The sequence below is a fragment of the Winogradskyella helgolandensis genome, assembly GCF_013404085.1.
Lineage (GTDB): Bacteria > Bacteroidota > Bacteroidia > Flavobacteriales > Flavobacteriaceae > Winogradskyella > Winogradskyella helgolandensis.
The window spans coordinates 3209476-3230644 of the sequence record NZ_JABFHO010000001.1 but is presented as its reverse complement, the minus strand read 5'-3'; the positions used below and the strand labels follow the sequence as shown (position 1 = coordinate 3230644).

Here is a 21169-nt window from a genome sequence, read left to right as displayed (position 1 = left end):
ATGGGTTACATGGGTTTGGGTTTGCAAAAATGGATTTACGGGATGCGTCCACGTCAACCATTTTCTATGCAGCGAAAAGGCTCATTTACTGCGGTTCCAACCTATCATAGAAAATTTAAACTTCAATACTCAAATAATAAAGGAAGCTATAATTTTGGAATCATTTTGTTTTTCGTAATGGTTTTGATAACTGCTTTATCAATTCCACGTTGGATAGAAGATTCTAGGTTACGACACAAAGAAGAATTAGCTTGGGTGATTAAAAAAGATAATATGGCATTTAACTTTTTACTAAAATCTGGTAAACAGAGATTAAACAAAGGAAGAATCTCTGGAGCATATTCAGAATTCAAACTGGCCCATGCTATTAAATCAGATAATAAAGAATTGAACGCGTTACTTTTAGAAACCTTAGAAATTCTTTGTTTAGATTGTAATAGACATTGTGATGACTTATTAAAACTAGAGTAGAAGTGTTTATTTCTTATTTCGTCTATTATAATTTTTATCACCTCTCGTTTTTGGCTTCTTGTATTTCGCGGCAATTTTAAATTTATAAGAACCACCTAAATTTTCTTTAGAGTTCTTTTCAGATTTCTCATGAAATGCTGGTCCAGGAGCATCTTCATCACGACGTTTAGTCGGATTGTTTCGCTCGCGTATTTGCGGACGCTCTTCTTCAATTAATTCAGTTGAAATTGTAACATCCTCAGGAATCTCAAGGGTTTCAATTTTCATTTGCATTAATTCCTCAATACGTTCTAGTCCTTCTTGTTCGCTTTCAGTAGAAAATAAAATAGTGTGTCCTTCTTTTTCAGCACGACCAGTTCTACCGATTCTGTGCATATAGTTTTCAGGATAATCCGGAGTGTCAAAGTTAATAACATGAGATACTCCTTCAATATCTAAACCTCTCGCCATGACGTCTGTAGCCACTAATAAGCGATTTTCACCTTCTCTAAATTGCTCAATACTACGCAACCTGTAGTTTTGGGTTTTATTTGAGTGTATAACACAGGTTTCATTAGGAAATAATTCTTCTAACTGTTCAAAAAGGCGATCTGCCATCTTCTTGTAAGCCACAAAAATTAAGACTCTTGAAAACTCGTCTTTATCGCGAAGTAAATGTTCTAATAGATTTACTTTGGTATAAAAATTAGGAACATCAAAACGTTCTTGTTTTATGTTTTCTAATGGAGTACCAGAAACTGCGATTGATATTTTTGTAGGACTTTTAAAGAAGTCTGTAATTAAATCATCAACATCTTTAGTCATCGTTGCCGAGTACATGATGTTTTGACGACGCGGAGGTAAAATATCAAATATATTAAGTAGTTGATGTCTAAAACCTAAATCTAGCATTACATCAACCTCATCAATCACTAATTTTTGAATCGATTTTAATTGTAAAACTCTACTTACTGCTAAATCATATAATCGTCCTGGAGTTGCAACAATAATATCTTGTCCTTGTGCAACGGCCTGTTTTTGTGTATTGATGTTGGTTCCACCATAAACTCCTAACACACGATTGTTAATGTATTTGGAAAGCTTTTCAATCTCACTAACCACTTGTACTACTAATTCTCGTGTGGGCACTAAAATTAATACTCTTGGATTTTCTTGCTGAGAAAACGAAAGATTTTTAAGTATAGGTAGCATGTAAGCAAAAGTCTTACCTGTACCGGTTTGTGCAATACCAACTACATCTTTACCAGCAGCCACTACATTGAAAGATTCTGCTTGGATTGGAGTAGGAGTTGTAAATCCTAAATCATCTAAAGCGTTATATAATGGTGTATTTAAATTAAGGTCGTTAAAAGTCACGTGTCTGTTTTAAGGTGCAAAGATAGTTGTAATTAGATAACTATTTCTACAACTCTAAAAAATCTGTAATTAGAGTCTCTATTTTAGTCTTCCAGTCATCGTCATATTCATCCCAATACGTATAAGAGCTATACATTGTAAATTCAGTGTTTTGATCTATTTTTTTCAGTGGTCCGACGATACCGATGTACGAAACATTTTCATTTGGATCTTCATCTATATAGTCGAATTTAACAGCGTAAAACTCTGAATCATTCTTCTTAATTTTTTTCAAAATCTTAATTTCATCCGGATAACCTCCATCTTCACCAACATAGTTGTAGAAGGAAAGCTTAGCGAATGCTTCTACTTTAAGATATTTTTTATCTACATCTTGAAGTCTGTCGATTTTATGATAAGCTTCTATGATTTCAAACCTGAAATAGAAATCTTCTAAATAGGGATTTAGTATAGCTTCCGAAATAGAATAATTGTTAAATATACGCGAAGTAATAGCTAATAATCGCAACCATCTGTCATCATCTCTGCTTAAAAGTTTAGAGGTGAAAGCATTGCTTGTACTATCGTCATATTTCACTGTATTGAGGCTATTTAAATAAGCCACCATTAAATTATAATACGTGTAGTCATAATCTTCATCGTACTCATCGCTAGGTGGAGGTATGTTGAAAAATACCTCAGCGTCAGTCGTTAAATAATTTAGAATCTTATTGTAATTTGACTTTACAATGTCATTTGTATCTAAGTCGGAGTTATGAATATCATTAGATAAATATATAATGTCATTTCTGTATTGTCTTACAGACATAAGCGATAGTAGTTTACTGTAATTTTCTATCGCATAATTTAATGAGTCATTAAAAGGTTGAAATACACTATAGTCATATGAATCCTCTTCAGTTGGTGGATTAGAAAAGAACAGTTTGCTATAAAGCGGTAAAGACTGCTCTGATTCAATAATAGGAATAGCAATAAGGATAGCCGTTTTTAAGACATCTGATGTTGATGATTTGTTGTAAAATGACTCCAAAGTTTCCAAAGATGTTTCATCATTTATTAAACTATATTCATTTATTAAACTAGCCTTAATCACATCGTTAGTGTCTTCTGAAAAACTATAGTTAAGTGCATCGTCTAAAATTGGCAAATCATCTTTATCAAATTCGTAATATTCAAAAGCTTTTAAGGCTCTATTATATACAATGGAATCAGTAGATTTTAAATCTTCAATAATGTATTTCGCTTTTGATTCGTAAACATTAATATCAGACGTAACCGGTTTTTCATTTATTGAATTAAATATTTGATCAACAATGCCAGTATTTAATTCTTCCTCATTTATAATGGCTTTAGCAATATGCATTCTGTAATTTTTATACCAAATCTGGTGGACCGTCACGCGTTGTGTATCTTCGAATAATTTATTTTTGACTGTAAACTGAATTAATGAATCACCATCTTTAACTAAAATGCGTTCATTTACAATACTATCATTATATTCTAGTGAGCCATTTTTATAGTCATCGAGAAATTTCTTGTGTGTTGGAATTCTGAAGTATTTGCCAATATTGTTATAACCATACTGGTAAATGTTACCCGTTTTAGGGTTTATGGTGGTATAATCATACGAATCAATAACATTAGAATCATTGCTATCTAGTGTGTCGATATCTTCAGTTACCCGTTCAAATAATTTTATTTTAAAATCTTTATTGGGTGATTCATAATCGGAAAGTTGAGATTCTTGGTAAGGCAGTAACTTAAAACTTTTAAAAAACAGATCGTCTACGCTCACTTTCTCTTTTTCATTAAGTTTTTGTTTCATCAAAAGGTATGTTCGGTTTCCTCTGAAATAAGCACGTACGATACAATGATATTTGTTATTTAGTAATATTTCATATTCTCGTCCTTGAATGTTATCTAAATAAATAACTTTCGGTTCTGCTAGTAATTCTGACGTTTGTGTTAATCCGTTTTCAGTTTCTTTAAATGCAATTTCAGGATTTTGAAGAAAATAGCCCATGGGTTGGTCGTTATACCGAATCAAATAATTATTTAAATTTTCAGTATCTGTAGCCATATAAAGATTAAGAAAATAAGGTTCACCTTCAGCATCAATAGGGTTGGGGTGTTCTCTAGAGACTTCCTTTGCATCCACAGGTATTTGAAGGGTAAAAGCTCCCGTTTCGCTTTTAAACTCTCGCCAACCTTTAGTTTTAATAATAGGTTCTATACCATCAATTGTAATGGAATTAAAATAACGATCAATATAATTTTCATTGATTTGTTCTTGTGGCGTTTCGACTGAGAAATAATAAAAATGGTTATGTTTAACAACAAATCTAGCTTTTACCATAACATTATTAGGCAGTTTAGCTATAATATCGTAGCCAAATTTATCGGTATCCGGAAGTTGTTCTCGACTAATAATTTCACCTTCTCTTTTTTCAATGACATTAGATACCATGTTTTCCATTAAGGTGTCAATTTGAGATTGTGTTAGCGCATAACCTGTATCAAAACCCGTAAAGAGGTAACTCGTCTTAGTAGGTATATCTCCATAACCATGAATAATAAACTTGTCGAAATCTTGTTTAATATTTGGAGATTTTGGTAATTGGAGATTAAACCCTAAATCGGTATCTGTATAGTTATACCAAATCCCTTTTGAGTTGTCTATTTTATAAGTGTCAGCTACTCCTGTAAATTTTGCTTCAACAACGCTAACGTCGTAGCCTTCGTTTATTAATAATTCAATAACATTGTTCTCACCCACTAAGTGAGCAGCACCAACTCCAGCAAACAGACTCCCTTTTTTCATGATGTCTATAATGCTGTTTTTCATTACATTATTTCTAGCAATCATAGTGCTATCAATAACATCATAATTATTTATAAACTCAGCGATTTTATTTAAATCACCTGTAGCATATAGTTTGGTCATTATTTCTTTAGTTCTATTAATGCTATCCACATCAATATCTAAATGGCTAAGAATTTCTTTTGTTTTCTTTTCATCAGAAAGATTGTCAAAATAATTCATTTGGTCTTTTACATCTTCTAAGCCAACAATCGTTTTATTCATAGTACGCGCTTGACCTAAAAGATAGAAATCAACAAATGTAGATTTGTCATCGTCCTTTTGAATATCTGGAATAAGCATACTGACTACCTGATCTGGACTCATTATTTCTGAATCTTCTAGAGAAAATTCGTTAACTTCTTCAAATCGTTTTAAAAGTCGTTTATAATCCTTAGGTTTTAGTAACGTTTTATAGTATTCACTCGCTGTAATATCATATGTCTTGCCTGTAATTGCTGTCATTAGAGAATCTGCATTAACCTCCAAAGCAAAATACTCTACACTTTCTATGGCTGGCATAACAGCATCACTAAAGTTAAATACTCTAGCGTCATCTATATGCATGGTTCCAAATAGATAAGAGGTAGACTCTAAGTTGTTTCCTTCTATTTTCCAAAGTAAACCGTACTTGTCTTTGTCTTGAGCAAATGAAAATTGCGTTAAAAAAGTAAGACATAGAAGTAGGTAAAAAGAGATGTGTTCCTTGAAGATTTGGTGGCTCATAATATGATTAATTATAATTATTGAAGCAAAATAGTATACTTTTTATATAATATGACACTTTGTGAATATAAAATGAAAACATCTATAATATTGTATACTTAAGTTTAATAAATATTGATTATAAATGGTTATGATCAATTTCAATGCTATAACTAGCGTTAAAAACAGAGTCAGATGCCAAACTTAGAATACCTTCTTTAGTTTCAATCTTTTGATCTGTAGTTTCGTGATCAGCAAAACCCAACCAAGGTTCAATACAGACATATGGTGCATTAGGTTTTGCCCAAATCCCTAAATGTTTAAAATCTTTAAAATTTACAGTTAACACATTTCCTTTGGTATTGTGTTTTAAACTTACAATTCTCGATTTTAAATCCTTGAAAACTAAAGCATCCTCATTAAATAGATCTGGACGTAAATGAATTTTGTTTCCTTCTGAAAATGCAGGTTTGGTGTCATTGGTTAACAAACCATTAGCCATATTTAATAAATATGATTGACTGTCTTCTTCTTTTTCAAATTCTAAATAATAATCGGTATAATTTTCATCTTCTGAAAGCGGACAATTAAAAGCAGGATGACCTCCTAAAGAGAAGTAAAGTGTCTTATCATCTAAATTTGTAATCGTATGAGTCACCATTAGCTTATTTTTTGAAAGTGTATAAGTAATTTCAAATTCAAATAAGAAAGGGTAATAAGAATACAGTTTTTCATTAGAAACTAGTGAAAACGTTATGCTAGAATCTGACTGATTTTTAATAGTGAAATTATCATTGTGTCTCACAAAACCATGCTTTGGCATTTGGTATGTCTTGTTATTGTAGATGTAGTGGTCATCTTTCATACACCCAATAATTGGAAATAAGTTTGGAGCATGACTTCCCCAAAACTCAGGATTAGCCTGCCACATAAATTCGGTTTTATGTTTTGCTGAAGTTATATTACATAACTCAGCTCCTTTAGATTTTATATGGATTTGTAATAGGTCGTTTTTTAAACTATACATGCGTTTTATTTTTTTTGAAATATACAATTCTAATTATTTATTCTGCAAGGTTTTTTTATTTGTAACCATGAGATTGTCCCCTTGAGGGGATTTTAGGGGTGTAATTCTAAATTTTGAACCTCCAACAAATAAAATCTACACTAAAGAAATAATTTTATTTCGGTAACTTGCAGCAATTATTTTTCTATTGAGAACAACACATCTTCACCATCCTAATAATATTGAAAACTTTAAGCAAAACCTTTTGCTTTGGAGTCAGCAATTTGATGATATCGTTTGGTTAGATTCTAATAAGCATAAGAATCAGTATAGCAATTATGATGCTGTGTTGGCTGTTGATGCTTTTACAACCATACGAACCGATTATTTTGATGCTTTTGAACGCTTGAAAGAGTATCAGACCATAACGGACGACTGGATTTTCGGTTACCTCACTTACGATCTAAAAAACACTACTGAACAGTTAAAATCTAATAATTATGATGGATTAAATTTTCCTGATTTGTATTTCTTTCAACCGAAAAAACTCTTTTTAATTAAAGGTAATCAGGTTGAAATCAAGTACCTAAAAATGGTTGATGATGAGATTGAGGATGATTTAGAAATTATAAGAAATGGTATTTCGAGTGAAAGCGAGAAATCCCCTAACGATAATTCAATAAAAATAAAACTAAGAATTCATAAAGACGACTACTTCGAGAAAGTTAATAAAATGTTAGCTCATATTCAAAGAGGCGATATTTATGAGGCTAATTTTTGTCAAGAATTTTATGCAGAAGACAGTGTTATAAATCCGGTTGAAACCTTTAACAAGCTTAATGCCATTTCAAAACCACCTTTTGCTAGCTTTTTAAAATTCGAAAACAATTATATGATGTCTGCGTCACCAGAACGTTATATTAAAAAAGATGGAACTACTGTAATTTCTCAACCTATTAAAGGAACAGCTAAACGATCTGAAAATCAAGCTGAAGATCTGAAATTAGCGGAAGACTTATCAAAAGACCAAAAAGAACGTAGTGAGAACATCATGATTGTAGATTTGGTAAGGAACGATCTATCACATACAGCCATAAAAGGTAGTGTAGAAGTAAAGGAGCTATGCAAAGTGTATTCGTTTTTGCAAGTGCATCAAATGATTTCTACGATTCAATCTGAAGTAAAATCAGAAACCAATCCTGTAGAGATTATAAAAACAACATTCCCTATGGGAAGTATGACAGGTGTTCCAAAACTCTCGGCTCTAAAAATTATTGAAAATCTCGAAGAAACCAAACGTGGTTTATACTCTGGGTCAATTGGTTATTTCACGCCACATGGTGATTTTGATTTTAATGTGATTATTAGAAGTATTCTATATAACCAATCAAAACAATACATTTCATATTCTGTAGGTGGAGCCATTACAGCAAAGAGCGATCCCTTAAAAGAATATGAAGAGTGCTTAGTTAAAGCAAAAGCTATGCGAGAAGCGTTGGAAGGATAACGTTCATTCTCAGTGAGCGGTTTCTCAAATTATATAACCTTCTATTCCAGAAATCATTTAAAATAAACGCTCTGCGCATCTTTGTGCCTTCTTTGTGCAACTTTGTGTATTAGTTTATTTATCCCAACAACCAACAACTACTACTCAATATGCCGTCTAAAAGTACGCTTAACCTTATCAAAAATATCGACCACACGTTTCTCTTCTAGTTTTTTGATTTTTGCAATCGATTCAAAATCTAACTTACCAAAAATGTACAAATCCATAATGTTAGACACATTAAAAGGTAACCAGTTATATAGTTTATCAAATACTTTTGGGGATTGTTTGGTAGATAAATCCTCAACTTCAAAAGCAGTTAAAATCGACGTTTCTTTGTCTGAATATAATTGTAACGTTTCATTTTCATTTTGATGATAAGAGATATCGTTAAGTTCTGTGTTTAAGATAAAATCAAAGTCACCATCAACAGTATAGTCTTCAGTAAGCTTAGATAATTCTTTTTTAAGTATCGCATCTGTACTAATCGTTTCTTTGTGATAAGCTTCGTTTTTAAATAGTAGATTCATATAATTATCCACTATTTTAAACAGTTCAAGTTTTATAGCTAATGGTTCTGCTTCAACGTCAAAATCAGTATCATAAAGTAAGATAATACTCTCGTCAATAATTCCGTTAGACGAAAACATATTTTTTGGTAAAATGCCTGTAGTTTCAGCAATATAGATTCTGTGTTTTACATAAGGATGTAAATGTGGTATGGCAGAAAGCACCTTTTTTTCAAAGGCATTTCGTGTCGTTTCTGATGTTAATTTTTCTGTTACACTCATGACCTAATAATTTTAAATTCTTTTAAAGTTAATTAAAAAGAATACACATCAATATGATAAAAGTCATTTTAACACCGGAGAATAAAGTTCAGTTACCCTAAAAGTTTGAGTATATGTACTTCTGAAGGAATGAATAATTTCAATACCTTTGAGTTGTGCAAAAAGACTTCAATAATCACATCGATAAAAACCTTTCTATTTTAAAAGAGGGTAGGTTACTCATTGCTATTTCGGGTGGAATAGATAGTGTTGTATTGGCATATTTATGTAAAAATTTAAATCTGAATTTTTCGCTCGCACATTGTAATTTTAATTTAAGAGCAGAAGAAAGTAATAAAGATGAAGATTTTGTACTAGAATTGGCCGAAGCGTTAGATGTCGAAGTTTTTATTCAGAATTTTGATACGCAAGCTTATGCTGATGAAAATAAGCGTTCTATTCAGATGGCTGCACGCGAATTGCGTTATGATTGGTTTAAAGAATTGGCACAACAATTAAAATTCGATTATATTTTAACTGCACATCACGCAGATGATAACCTCGAAACCTTTCTCATTAATTTTACAAGAGGAACGGGTTTAAATGGATTAACGGGTATTCCGATGGTAAATGGGAACGTGGTGAGACCTTTATTACCGTTTTCGAGATTACAAATTGAAGCGTTTGCAAAAGAACAGCAAATCAATTGGAGAGAAGATGCTAGCAATGCGTCTCGTAAATATCTGAGGAATAAGCTAAGACACGAAGTCGTGCCGATTTTAAAAGAAATCAATCCGCAATTATTAGATAGTTTTCAAAATACGTTAAGCCATCTTAATGATACCGCATTAATCTTAGACGAGCAATTAAGTGAGTTTAAAAAGCGTGCCATTGTCTCTGATGATCATTTAGGGACAACCTTTAGAGTTTCAGAATTTAAAAACACAACGAATCCTAAAGCGTATATATTCGAAACCTTCAAACATTACGGCTTTAATGAATGGAATGATATTCTCGATTTATTAGATGCAGAATCAGGCAAATTGGTAAAGTCTAATTCACATCGCTTAATCAAACATCGCGACCATTTAATCTTAGCAACGTTATCTCATGCTGAGCAAAGTGAAGTCTCTCTATATATAAAGGAATGTGACACGGCTATAAACACACCTTTTGGTAATTTGGTTATTAGCGAAGTTGATGCGATTTCTGAAACACCGAACCACATTATTTATGTTGATAAAAATCGCTTAAAATTTCCGTTAGAATTAAGACTTTGGAAAACAGAAGACCTGTTTCAGCCCTTAGGGATGACAGGTAAAAAGAAGGTCGGTAAATACCTTAAAGACGAAAAAACCTCTTTAGTAGAAAAAGAAAATACTTGGGTTTTAACTTCAGATAATAACGTAATTTGGGTTGTTGGTAAACGCGGAGATGAGCGTTTTAAAGTGAAAGCTAATACTAAAAGTATACTTAAATTTACTGTTTAAGTATTTTTATTTAAGTATTTGATAAAAGATAATATAGGTTATTAATTTATCTATTTTAATAATAAAAATAAATTGAGAAGTTTGAAAATAAAAGGAAACATTGTAGATATTGAGAATCGTAAAATCTTTAAAGGAGAAATTACAATTAAAGCTGGGAAAATTGAATCTATCGTAGAGAAAGATTGCGACGAAAATCATTTCATCTTACCTGGTTTTGTAGATGCACATATTCATATAGAAAGCTCAATGTTAGTACCAAGTGAGTTTGCTAAGATAGCTGTAAAACATGGTACAGTTTCTACAGTTTCAGATCCACATGAGATTGCCAATGTTCTTGGTGTTGCAGGTGTAGAGTTCATGATTAATAATGGAAAACAAACACCATTCAAATTTAATTTCGGTGCACCATCTTGTGTGCCAGCGACAAGTTTTGAGTCGGCAGGTGCTGTTATTGATTCGGACGCTATTAAAACCTTAATGGAGAATCCAGATATTAAGTATTTGGCTGAAATGATGAATTATCCTGGAGTCATTTACGATGATGCGGAAGTCTTAAAGAAAATAGAATGGGCAAAACATTATAATAAACCCGTCGATGGTCATGCACCAGGTTTAAGAGGTGAGGATTTGACCAAGTATATTTCGGCAGGGATTTCTACAGATCACGAGTGTTTTTCTTATGACGAAGGTTTAGAAAAACTACAAAAAGGAATGAAGGTGATTATCCGAGAGGGTAGTGCCGCCAAAAACTTTGAAGCCTTAATTGACTTGTTGGATCAACATTATGAAAATATGATGTTTTGTAGCGATGACAAACATCCAGACGATTTATTGTTAGGACACATTAATCAATTGTGTGCAAGAGCTGTTGCTAAAGGAATTGATGTATTTAAAGTTTTGCAGTCGGCTTGTGTAAACCCAGTGAAACATTACAATTTAGATGTGGGTTTGCTCAATGTAGGAGATGATGCAGATTGTATCGTTGTTGAAGATTTAAAAGATTTTAAAACGCTTGAAACTTATATTAATGGTGAGTTGGTATTTGCTAATGGAGTTTCGCATGTGAAGCATGTAGAATTTGAGAATTTAAATAATTTCAACACCGATAAAAAATACGTTTCAGATTTTAGATTTGAATCTGACGCCAAGAAAATTAGAGTGATTGAGTGTTTGGATGGGGAATTAGTAACCAATGAAATTATCGTAGATTCTAAGATTGAAAATGGGAATCTGGTGTCTAATACTGAAACAGATGTTTTAAAAATGACGGTTGTTAATCGTTATAAAAATGATAAACCTGCCATTGCATTCATTAAAAATTATGGACTGAAAGAAGGAGCTATTGCAAGTTCTGTAGGTCACGATTCTCATAATATAATTGCTATTGGTGTTTCGGACGAAGCGATTTGTAAAGCGGTAAATTTATTAGTAGAAAATGAAGGGGGAATTTGTGCAGTTAGTGATACAGAAGAAAAAGTAGTTGCACTGCCTGTTGCAGGAATAATGAGTGATAAAAATGCCGAAGTTATTGGGAAACAATATTCAGAACTCGATAAAATGGCCAAACAATTGGGAAGTAAACTTCATGCACCTTATATGAGTTTATCATTTATGGCTTTGTTGGTTATTCCGGCTTTAAAATTAAGTGATAAAGGCTTGTTTGATGGAGGAAAGTTTAAATTTACCTCAGTTGAAGCCTCTTAAATTTTAACAATTTTACCTTATTTAAGTTATTAAATTGCGCCAAAATCATCAATCATGAAACATATTCTTTTAATCATTGCCTTGTTATGTGCAGCTATTAGCAACGCACAACTAAGGACTACAAGTTACGTCACTGTCGGTGGTACTGGTGACTATACGAATCAACCGTATGTACCACAAGCAAAATTTTCGCGTACGCAGACCATTTATTATCCAGAGCAAATTAAATTTAATGGTGAGATTACTGGATTACGGTTTTTTACCGCGTTTTCAAACACAACGACGTCACCAACGCCAAATACCAATTTGATTTTTAAAATTGGTCATACAACCAAAGAAGAATTTGAATCTGGAGATGGATTTATTCCTGATGAAGATTTAACCGAAATCGGAATTACAACGTATTACGCTAATGCTTATGAGTTTATTCTCATTTTTGATGAGTCTTTTAACTACAATGGCATCGATAATTTAGTAATTGATGTTGAGGATGTAAATCCTGGACAATCTTCGAGTGCTTTATTTGGGTGGCAAGGCACGGAAAATTTTAATAATCCACCAACCCGAAGTAGAGTTAGTATTACAGAAGCTTTTGACGATGGTTCTACATCAACCTCAGTGTTGTATCAAAATTCATTCGCAAAAACGCGTTTCGATGGTAACTTGCAAGTCTGTCAAACCAGTTCTGTTGCAAGTATAGACAACGTTACAAATACCACGGCAGAATTCACGCTTAACGAAAATACAGAAGCAAATCATTACAGATATGTCATTACTGAAGCTGGTGAGGATATTCCTGAATCGTATACTGTAACCAATGATCTTACATTTTCAGTGTCTGACCTGTTGCCTTCACAAGATTATTATGTCAATGTAAAAACAGACTGTGATGCTTTTGGTGTGACGTCAGGTTACCGTAGTTATTATTTTAAAACCAGACCAAATGCCTTAAGTTTACCGTATACTATTGATTTTGAATCTGATTTTGCACGCGATTATTCAATACCGAATTACGGAGTAGAGATTAATGCAGAAGCTGCCAATGAGAGTAGTTTGGGATTAATGCTCAATGGTCCTGGTTATCCACAATTTCTGAACTATGTTGATTACGGTGATCCGTTTGAAGAAAATCAAGATTTTATCAGAACGTTTTCAATAGATGTCGATCTTACTCAAAATGCAATCCATCCTATACTTAAATTTGATATTAATCAAACTGCTGAAGCGTATTTACGCGTAAAAATAAAAGCCTATGCCGATGATAATGTTTACACAGGTGTTGCGGAAGATTTTATTTATAATGCAGCTTATGATGATAATGATTTTAAAACCGCTTCAATAGATTTGTCCCAATTTGTTGGCGAACTGATTACTATTAAGCTTGAAAATGTAAGTAAATCTACAACTAGAAAAACGTATTTAGATAATATTCAAGTATTAGAAAATGATTGCGAAGTCATCACTAATATAGCATCAGTAAGTAGTAATAATAGTATTGCGTTAAATTGGGATGCCACTGCTGTTGGCGCCTATGAAGTGGTTGCCGCAGAATTTGAAGAAAATCCCAGTGTAGATTATATGCCTGCGGATACGGAAAGCTATATGTTTTCAGAATTACCAGCAGCGACATCGTATAAGCTTTTTGTTCGTAATAGTTGTGAGACGTCCCATTCACCTTGGTCAAAAATATATGCGTCCACTGATCCTGAATATTTAGAACCAGGTTACGATAATTATTTTAATGATGAAGCCGTATTAGAAACTAACTTGTTTTCTGTAATGCATAGCGAATCTTCTAAATTAGAATTTGTAAATTATTCTGTTTATGATCGATTAGTGCTTCATCAACGCGACTCAAATGCAGAGTGGGTTGGAGGAGATGCTACAACGGAAACTCAAGCATGGAATGAGAATAAGGATTTTTTAACAGGTTTAAAGTTTAAAATCGATGGAGCTCATCTTTCCGACGGTAATGTAGATATTACATTCAATCAATTACATCATTATAGTTCTACCCCTTCAAATTCATGGTTTAGAATCCTCATTAATGGAGAACAATATGGTCCTAGTTATAATCCTACTACAAGATATCAAGATCCTTTAACTACGGTGAGTGTGGATTTAGATTCGTATTTGGGAGGTGATATAACCTTTGAGCTGCAACATGTTGGACGCACTAAAGATTATTTTTCATTCACGCCAATTGGAGGTGATGGTGCAGTAATTAATAGAATAGTGTTTACGGGAAATGCCTTGTCTATTGACGATTCAGAATATCTTTCAGTAAAGTTATATCCTAATCCTGCAACATCAGAAGTTCTTATTGAAGGATTGCAACACCATAGCGAACTTACTATTGTAGATGTAAATGGAAGAGCGCTTACATCGTTTACCTCGCGCGACACTTTTGCTTCATTAGATGTATCTGAATATAATTCGGGTTTATATTTTGTTGAAATTAAATCAGGAGAGCAATTACAAACATTAAAATTTATTAAACAATAACTAGTTGAAGTTGACATACTGGTTTGGTATAGAGTCGTTTTTTTTAAGTCATCTTTTAACCTTTAAATTATTAAACATATGATTAAGCATTGTCTTTTTATCGTCTTATTTGTCGTAGGATTATCTAGCTGTAGTGAAACCAAGCATCAAGCGATTGCAACTTCAGAAGTTGATCAATCTGAAGAGACATTTGCAAAAGATAATTATACCAAAAAAGAAGTGATGATTGGCATGCGCGATGGTATAAAACTGCACACCACCATTTATACTCCAAAAGATACCACAAAAACGTATCCAATGCTAATGATGCGAACGCCATACAGCTCTAGGCCTTACGGGGAAAATGAATTCAAAACCAAAATAGGTCCCAATAAATACCTGATGGAAGAAGGAAATATTATGGTGTATCAAGATGTGCGAGGTCGTTGGAATAGTGAAGGGGTTTACGATAACATGCGTGCATACATTCCGAATAAAACAGGAAAACAATTTGATGAGGCTAGTGATACTTACGATACTATTGAATGGTTAGTAAATAATGTAGCGCATAATAATGGTAATGTTGGGACTTACGGAATTTCGTACCCAGGATTCTATGCCACTTATTCGCTTTTAGATGCGCATCCTGCTTTAAAAGCGGTTTCGCCACAAGCCTGTATTGGCGATTTCTTTTTTGATGATTTTATTCATAATGGTGCATACATGTTAAGCTATTGGAGAGCAACCGGTTTATTTGGTAATATGAAAACGGAGCCAACTACAGAATCATGGTATACGTTACCTGATTTTGAAACCGAAGATCAACATCAGTTTTTCTTAGATCACATGCCATTAAGTAAATTAGATAAGTACTACGATAGTACCAATGTGTTTATGGAGCAACTGAAAACACATGTGACTTATGATGAATTTTGGCAATCTAGAGGCATTATTCAACATTTAAAAGACATTAAGCCAGCCACTATGATTGTCGGAGGATTATTTGATGCTGAAGATTTATATGGACCATTTAATACTTATAAAAGTATTGAAGCTAATAGCGATAATTACAATACGGTTGTATTTGGACCTTGGAGTCATGGGGATTGGGCTAGAAATAACGACAGACAAGTGGTAGGAAACATTCATTTTGGTGATAGTATTTCAGATTATTTTCAAAAAAATATTGAAACCAAATTCTTTAATCATTATTTAAAAGGTGAAGCTAATGGTGATACTAGTTTAGCTGAAGCACACATGTTTAATACAGGTACAAAAGAATGGCAGTCGTTTGAAACTTGGCCACCAGAAAACACAACAAAAGAAGATTTCTTTATGCAACCATACGAACGTTTAACAAAACAAGCGAATCGTATGCTGGCAACGTCAGATTTTATTAGCGACCCAATGAAACCAGTGCCATATACGGAAGATATAGGTGTTGGATTTACACCACGTAAATTCATGACAGACGATCAACGTTTTGCCTCAAGACGTCCAGATGTGTTAACCTTTGAAACTGAAATATTAGACGGAGATATCACGTTAACTGGTGATATTTTAGCAAAATTGAAGGTGTCAACAACAGGAACAGCAGCCGATTGGATTGTAAAAGTGATTGATGTATTTCCTGCAGATACTGAAAACACAGACGATGTTCAAGATCACTTAAAACTAAGCAATTACCACATGATGGTGCGAAGTGAAGTGCTACGAGGACGTTTTAGAAATAGTATGTCAGAACCAGAACCTTTTGTGCCAAATCAAAAAACAGCGATTAACTTAAAGTTGCAAGATGTGTTTCATACCTTTAAAAAAGGTCATAAAATTCAGGTACAAGTACAGAGTACATTCTTCCCGTATATCGATGCGAATCCACAGACGTACGTAGAGAATATTTTTGAAGCGAAGGCAAGTGATTTTCAAAAGCAAACCCATAAAGTGTATAATGACTCATCTATTGAGTTTACTGTGCTTAAATAATATATAACAATCACATCAGAGTTGTCACTTCGAGTGATTTCGAAGCATGAGAAATTGTATCGAGAAGTTTTTAGTAATTAATGCTTTAAAAAGTTCTCGATACAAAATTGAAAAAAATCAATTTCACTCGAACTGACGTTTAACATGATTACCCGATTAAAAAACTAAATACAGAATACTGAAAATGCCAGTAATAGAATCCACCTACAAACCACCATTCTGGGCAAAAAAAAGTTTTGTGTCCACCGTTTTTTCTGGTTTAGCTCGAAAAGTTGACGGAGTAGAGCAAACTAGAGAACGAATTACGCTACCAGATATCGACTTCTTAGATTTAGATTGGAGCTACGCGAAACAAAAATCGAATAAAATCATTATTCTTCTTCATGGTTTAGAAGGTAATGCGCAACGACCTTATATAACAGGAACAGCAAAAAACTTTAATAACAATGGCATCGATGCTGTTGCGGTAAATTTTAGAGGCTGTAGTGGTGATCCCAATTTGTTATTTCGGAGTTATCATTCTGGTGCAACTGAAGATTTAGATGCTACGGTAAAGCATGTGTTATCAAAAGGACAATATGATGAAATCTATATTAAAGGCATAAGCTTAGGGGCTAATATGGTTTTGAAATATGTGGGTGAAGGAAGGGAGCTTCCAACGGAATTAAAGTCTGTTATTGCGGTGTCTACACCTTGTGATTTAAAAGGATCATGTGGTGAATTATTAAGTTTAAAAAACAAACATTACGCTATTCGATTTTTAGCGCATTTAAAAGATAAGTTGAAACCGAAATTAGAGCAATTCCCTAATAATATATCAGTTGCAGACTTTGATTCAATTAAAACTTTAATAGATTTTGATCATGTATATACGTCAAAAGCACATGGATTTAAGGATGCTTTTGATTATTATGAGAAAGCGAGTTGTCTACAATTTCTTCCAAATATTAAAGTACCTTCTTTAATTATCAACGCACTTAATGATTCCTTTTTATCGGCAGAATGTTATCCTGTAAAAGAAGCGAAGCATAATCCTAACCTGTTTTTAGAAATGCCGAAGTATGGAGGTCATGTTGGGTTTATTGGGAAGGGGAATGTGTATTATAATGAACAGCGTGCTTTGGATTTTGTAGGAAATGTTAAAAAGTGTTAATTTGCCGATTATAAATTTATAATCTAGTATATGAAACAGGTTTACGTTACGGTTATTTTGGTTTTTTGTTTGCAGTTTGGCTTTGGGCAGATTGGGTTTGAGGAAATTATGATTGACGATAATTCTAATGCTATTGAACAACCTTATTCTTTAGTTTCAGCAGATATTAATGGTGATGGAAATTTGGATATGATTTCTTCATCCTATTTAGGCGAAGTTTCATGGTTTATGAACATCAACAATGACTTTCAGTTAAAAACAACTATTCTAAATTATGAAGGAGGTTCTGATCGTACATGTCTAAGCGTTAAAGATATAGATGGAGATGGAGATAGTGATTTAGTTGTTTCGTCGAGGAATAATGCTACAATTTCTTGGTACGAAAACACTGATGGTCTTGGTAGTTTTGGAAGTCAGCAGACTGTTAGTTCAGCACCTAATGTAAAATTGCTTTATACGTTTGATATAGATGATGATGGTGACGCTGATATAATCTCTGCATCTTCATCAAACGGTAAACTTAGTTGGTATGAAAATATTAATGGACTAGGTGAATTTGGATCTGAGCAAATTATTTCGATTAATTCTGGTAATGTAACTTCAATATTCTTTAGTGATATAGATAGTGATAACGATTTTGATGTTTTAACATCTTCGTCTTTAGATAATTCAATATCTTGGTATGAAAACACCAATGGTCTAGGATTATTTGGAAGTCAAAATATAATTTCAAGCAACACAAGTGCTGTTAGTTCGGTTTATGCTGCAGATATTAATAGTGATGGATTTATAGATATAGTATCAGCCTCAGAGTTTGATGATAAGTTAGCTTGGTTTGAAGGACTTGATGGTGAAGGTGATTTTGGAGATGAAATAATAATCACAAATGAAGCTGATGGCGCGATATCAGTATGTGTTATCGATGTAGATAGTGATAACGATATGGATATTTTATTGGCTACGAAAAATGATAGTAATATTTTATTATTAAAAAATATTGACGGTAATGGAATTTTTTCTTATCCGCAAATTGTTTCAGAGAATTTGACCAACATATCGCATATTGGTGTTTCTGATATTGATGACGATGGAGATTTAGACGTCTTTTCAATATCGTCAAATAAACTTTCTTGGAATGAAAATTTAAATAATTTAGAAAACTTTAGTGATGAACATTTAATTGGTGATGCATTCATTGAAACTTTTGAAAGCGAAGTATACGTTGAAGATATAAATGACGATGGTTTTTTAGATGTTGTATGTGAATATTACGGTTCTATATATTGGTACCAAAACTCAAATGGTGAGTTCTTAGGAGAGCAGAATTTTATATTTCAATTAGGTAGTACTTCTACGGAATATGATTTTGTCTTTGGCGATGTTGATACCGATGGCGATTCTGATTTAATTATTTCTCACCACAATAAAATTATTCTATTAGAAAATATTGATGGTCAAGGTACATTTGAAAATGAATCAATTATTTACACACAACAATATCACGCTGCGACATCTGTCGATTTAGCAGACTTGGATAATGATGGTGATTTAGATGTTCTTGCTAGTTTTAATAATGGTACAACTTTAAGTGGAGGTCGAAATGTATCTTGGTTCGAAAACTTAAATGCTGTCGGTACATTTGGTCCACAGCAAATTATAGGTGCATCAGATAATTATGATGGGTTCTCATTTGTATTAGCCTTTGATATAAATGGTGATGGTTATAAAGATGTTGTTTCATGTAAAGAAAATGAAATATTAGTATCTTACAATTATGAGGGAGAATTTTTGTTTTTTAATGGACCTGTTATTGAGGATTTAGATAACGATTGTAAAAATTTTGAAATTAACGATATGGATAACGATGGTGATATGGATATCATATTAGGGGATTTAAATCCTATTTGGTTAGAGAATAATTCTAATCAACCATTTTTTTGGGCAATTCATGAAATCTCTCAAGAAGGTAACAACGTAACACGTTCTATAACATCAGGGGATTTTGATAATGATGGTGATATTGATGTAGCGCTTTTAGCTGGCAACCCTTCCAATTTTGGTTGGTATGAAAATATCGATACTCAAGGAGTTTTTGGTGTGTTTCAACCAATAACAGAGAGTTTCAGTAATATTGCTTTAAGCTCCGATTTTAATAATGATGGAAATTTAGACATTTTTGTACAAGGGCATGAAAAATTCTTTTGGTTGAAGAATAATGGTTTTACAGCAAATGAAATAAACGGTTCCATGCAAATGGATGCAAATTCAGATGGTTGTTCGGAAGAGGATTCTTTTCTTAAGAATATACTTATTTCTTCATCAAGCAATGCTGAGATACTTGCAACATTTACTATTGACAACGGAAATTATCAATTGTTTCCAAGTGAGGGAGAGTATATTACTGAAGTTGCTTCAACGTTACCTAATTACTACATTTCGAATCCTGTTTCACAAGTTTCAAACTTTATAAATGTCGGCAACACTGAAATTATTAATTTCTGTATTGAACCAATTGGTGCAGTCAGCGACTTGAACATCACAATTTACCCATCACAAAACGATCCAAGACCAGGCTTCAACACCACCTACCAAATAGTTTACAATAACATAGGTACAACCCAACTAAGCGGTTCAGTTTCATTTGAGTTCGATAATTCAAAATTAAATCTCTTAAACGCAAGCGAAACCATAGAATCCCAAACAGCAAACACATTAACTTTTGATTTTAATAACCTAAATCCTTTTGAGACAAGAACCATAGATTTAGAATTCAATATTTTTGCACTACCAACCACAAACATAAATGATATACTTGTGGCAACAGCAACCATAAACCCAGTTTCTGGCGACGAAACAGAAGAAGATAATATATTCACTTTAGAGCAAACCGTTATTGGTTCTTACGATCCCAACGACATCACAGTTTTAGAAGGGGAAGAAATTACTATTGAAGAAGCAGACAAATATTTACACTATTTAATTCGTTTTCAAAATACAGGAACCGCAAGTGCTATTAATGCAAGAGTAGATCATGTATTAGATCCTAAATTAGATTGGACAACCATGCAATTGGAGAGTTTAAGTCATACAGGTCGTGTAGAGATTATGAACGAAACCGATGTGAGTTTTATATTCAATAACATTAACTTAGCAGATAGCACTAATGATGAGCCCAACTCTCATGGTTACATCGCTTACAAAATCAAGCCTAAAAGTGATGTAGAAGTTGGAGACATCATAAGTGGAACAGCAGATATATTCTTCGATTTTAATCCTGCCATAATAACAAATACAGTAAGTACGGAAATTGTAGAATCTTTAAGTGTAGATGAGTTTAATGCGCAAGCTATTCAGGTATTTCCAAATCCTGTAAAAAATAAATTAGAAATTACAGCTAGTCAAATCATTGATTTTCTGACTGTCGTAGATATTAATGGTAGAATCTTGAAAGAAATTAAATTGTCTAATTTGGAATATAGCTTAGATGTTTCAAGTTTAACTAAAGGAGTTTATTTCTTGGAAATTCAAAATGGCGATTTGAAATCGACTAAAAAGTTTATAAAGAACTAGTCTGTCATTTAGAGCACAGCGAATAATTTCATTCTCAATCAGAAAACCTTTCAAAGTTAAATTTTGAAAGG

The 21169-nt window shown here is 32.9% G+C and carries 12 protein-coding genes; 8 read left to right on the top strand and 4 right to left on the bottom strand.

Features of this window, described 5'->3' with window-relative positions; all coding sequences use genetic code 11:
* Positions 1 to 471, top strand: coding sequence for a hypothetical protein (locus HM992_RS13530; RefSeq protein ID WP_229720498.1), 471 nt, complete (start codon positions 1 to 3; stop codon positions 469 to 471).
* A gap of 6 nt (positions 472 to 477) precedes the next feature.
* Here HM992_RS13530 and HM992_RS13525 read toward each other — a convergent pair whose 3' ends face one another.
* The 3 genes from HM992_RS13525 to HM992_RS13515 all read right to left on the bottom strand — a co-directional run bounded on the left by HM992_RS13525 (position 478) and on the right by HM992_RS13515 (position 6419).
* On the bottom strand, positions 478 to 1827 hold the full coding sequence (locus HM992_RS13525) for a DEAD/DEAH box helicase (RefSeq protein WP_178985501.1): 1350 nt from the start codon (positions 1825 to 1827) through the stop codon (positions 478 to 480).
* A gap of 46 nt (positions 1828 to 1873) precedes the next feature.
* Positions 1874 to 5413: a TraB/GumN family protein gene (locus tag HM992_RS13520; RefSeq protein WP_179320051.1), complete on the bottom strand. Its 3540-nt coding sequence runs from the start codon at positions 5411 to 5413 to the stop codon at positions 1874 to 1876.
* A gap of 118 nt (positions 5414 to 5531) precedes the next feature.
* Complete coding sequence (locus HM992_RS13515) at positions 5532 to 6419, bottom strand: aldose 1-epimerase family protein (protein ID WP_179320050.1); 888 nt, start codon at positions 6417 to 6419, stop codon at positions 5532 to 5534.
* A 187-nt stretch (positions 6420 to 6606) separates the two neighbouring features.
* Between HM992_RS13515 and HM992_RS13510 the strand changes: the two genes are divergently transcribed.
* Entirely contained in the window at positions 6607 to 7905 is a 1299-nt protein-coding gene (locus tag HM992_RS13510) for an anthranilate synthase component I family protein (protein ID WP_179320049.1), read from the top strand.
* 140 nt (positions 7906 to 8045) lie between these two features.
* On the opposite strand, the gene HM992_RS13505 is transcribed toward HM992_RS13510, so the two are convergent.
* Complete coding sequence (locus HM992_RS13505; RefSeq protein WP_179320048.1) at positions 8046 to 8735, bottom strand: hypothetical protein; 690 nt, start codon at positions 8733 to 8735, stop codon at positions 8046 to 8048.
* Between the two features lie 155 nt (positions 8736 to 8890).
* Between HM992_RS13505 and tilS the strand changes: the two genes are divergently transcribed.
* The 6 genes from tilS (at position 8891) to HM992_RS13475 (ending at position 21098) form a co-directional block, all read left to right on the top strand.
* Complete coding sequence (tilS, locus tag HM992_RS13500; protein WP_179320047.1) at positions 8891 to 10204, top strand: tRNA lysidine(34) synthetase TilS; 1314 nt, start codon at positions 8891 to 8893, stop codon at positions 10202 to 10204.
* A gap of 81 nt (positions 10205 to 10285) precedes the next feature.
* Positions 10286 to 11908: an adenine deaminase gene (ade, locus tag HM992_RS13495; protein WP_179320046.1), complete on the top strand. Its 1623-nt coding sequence runs from the start codon at positions 10286 to 10288 to the stop codon at positions 11906 to 11908.
* Positions 11909 to 11962: 54 nt separating this feature from the next.
* Positions 11963 to 14413 (top strand): T9SS type A sorting domain-containing protein, encoded by a 2451-nt coding sequence (locus HM992_RS13490; RefSeq protein WP_179320045.1) that lies wholly within the window; start codon positions 11963 to 11965, stop codon positions 14411 to 14413.
* Between the two features lie 78 nt (positions 14414 to 14491).
* Positions 14492 to 16375 (top strand): CocE/NonD family hydrolase, encoded by a 1884-nt coding sequence (locus tag HM992_RS13485; protein ID WP_179320044.1) that lies wholly within the window; start codon positions 14492 to 14494, stop codon positions 16373 to 16375.
* Between the two features lie 184 nt (positions 16376 to 16559).
* The gene (locus HM992_RS13480; RefSeq protein WP_179320043.1) at positions 16560 to 17528 is read left to right on the top strand and encodes a YheT family hydrolase; all 969 of its coding nucleotides are present in this window, start codon (positions 16560 to 16562) and stop codon (positions 17526 to 17528) included.
* A gap of 30 nt (positions 17529 to 17558) precedes the next feature.
* A complete protein-coding gene (locus tag HM992_RS13475; protein WP_179320042.1) occupies positions 17559 to 21098 on the top strand; it encodes a T9SS type A sorting domain-containing protein in 3540 nt (1179 codons plus the stop codon).
* Positions 21099 to 21169: the final 71 nt, after the last annotated feature.

Coding starts and splice junctions, on each gene's coding strand:
- HM992_RS13530 (WP_229720498.1), top strand. CDS start 1: ATGGGTTACATGGGTTTGGGTTTGCAAAAATGGATTTACGGGATGCGT.
- HM992_RS13520 (WP_179320051.1), bottom strand. CDS start 5,413: ATGAGCCACCAAATCTTCAAGGAACACATCTCTTTTTACCTACTTCTA.
- HM992_RS13515 (WP_179320050.1), bottom strand. CDS start 6,419: ATGTATAGTTTAAAAAACGACCTATTACAAATCCATATAAAATCTAAA.
- HM992_RS13505 (WP_179320048.1), bottom strand. CDS start 8,735: ATGAGTGTAACAGAAAAATTAACATCAGAAACGACACGAAATGCCTTT.
- HM992_RS13490 (WP_179320045.1), top strand. CDS start 11,963: ATGAAACATATTCTTTTAATCATTGCCTTGTTATGTGCAGCTATTAGC.
- HM992_RS13485 (WP_179320044.1), top strand. CDS start 14,492: ATGATTAAGCATTGTCTTTTTATCGTCTTATTTGTCGTAGGATTATCT.
- HM992_RS13480 (WP_179320043.1), top strand. CDS start 16,560: ATGCCAGTAATAGAATCCACCTACAAACCACCATTCTGGGCAAAAAAA.
- HM992_RS13475 (WP_179320042.1), top strand. CDS start 17,559: ATGAAACAGGTTTACGTTACGGTTATTTTGGTTTTTTGTTTGCAGTTT.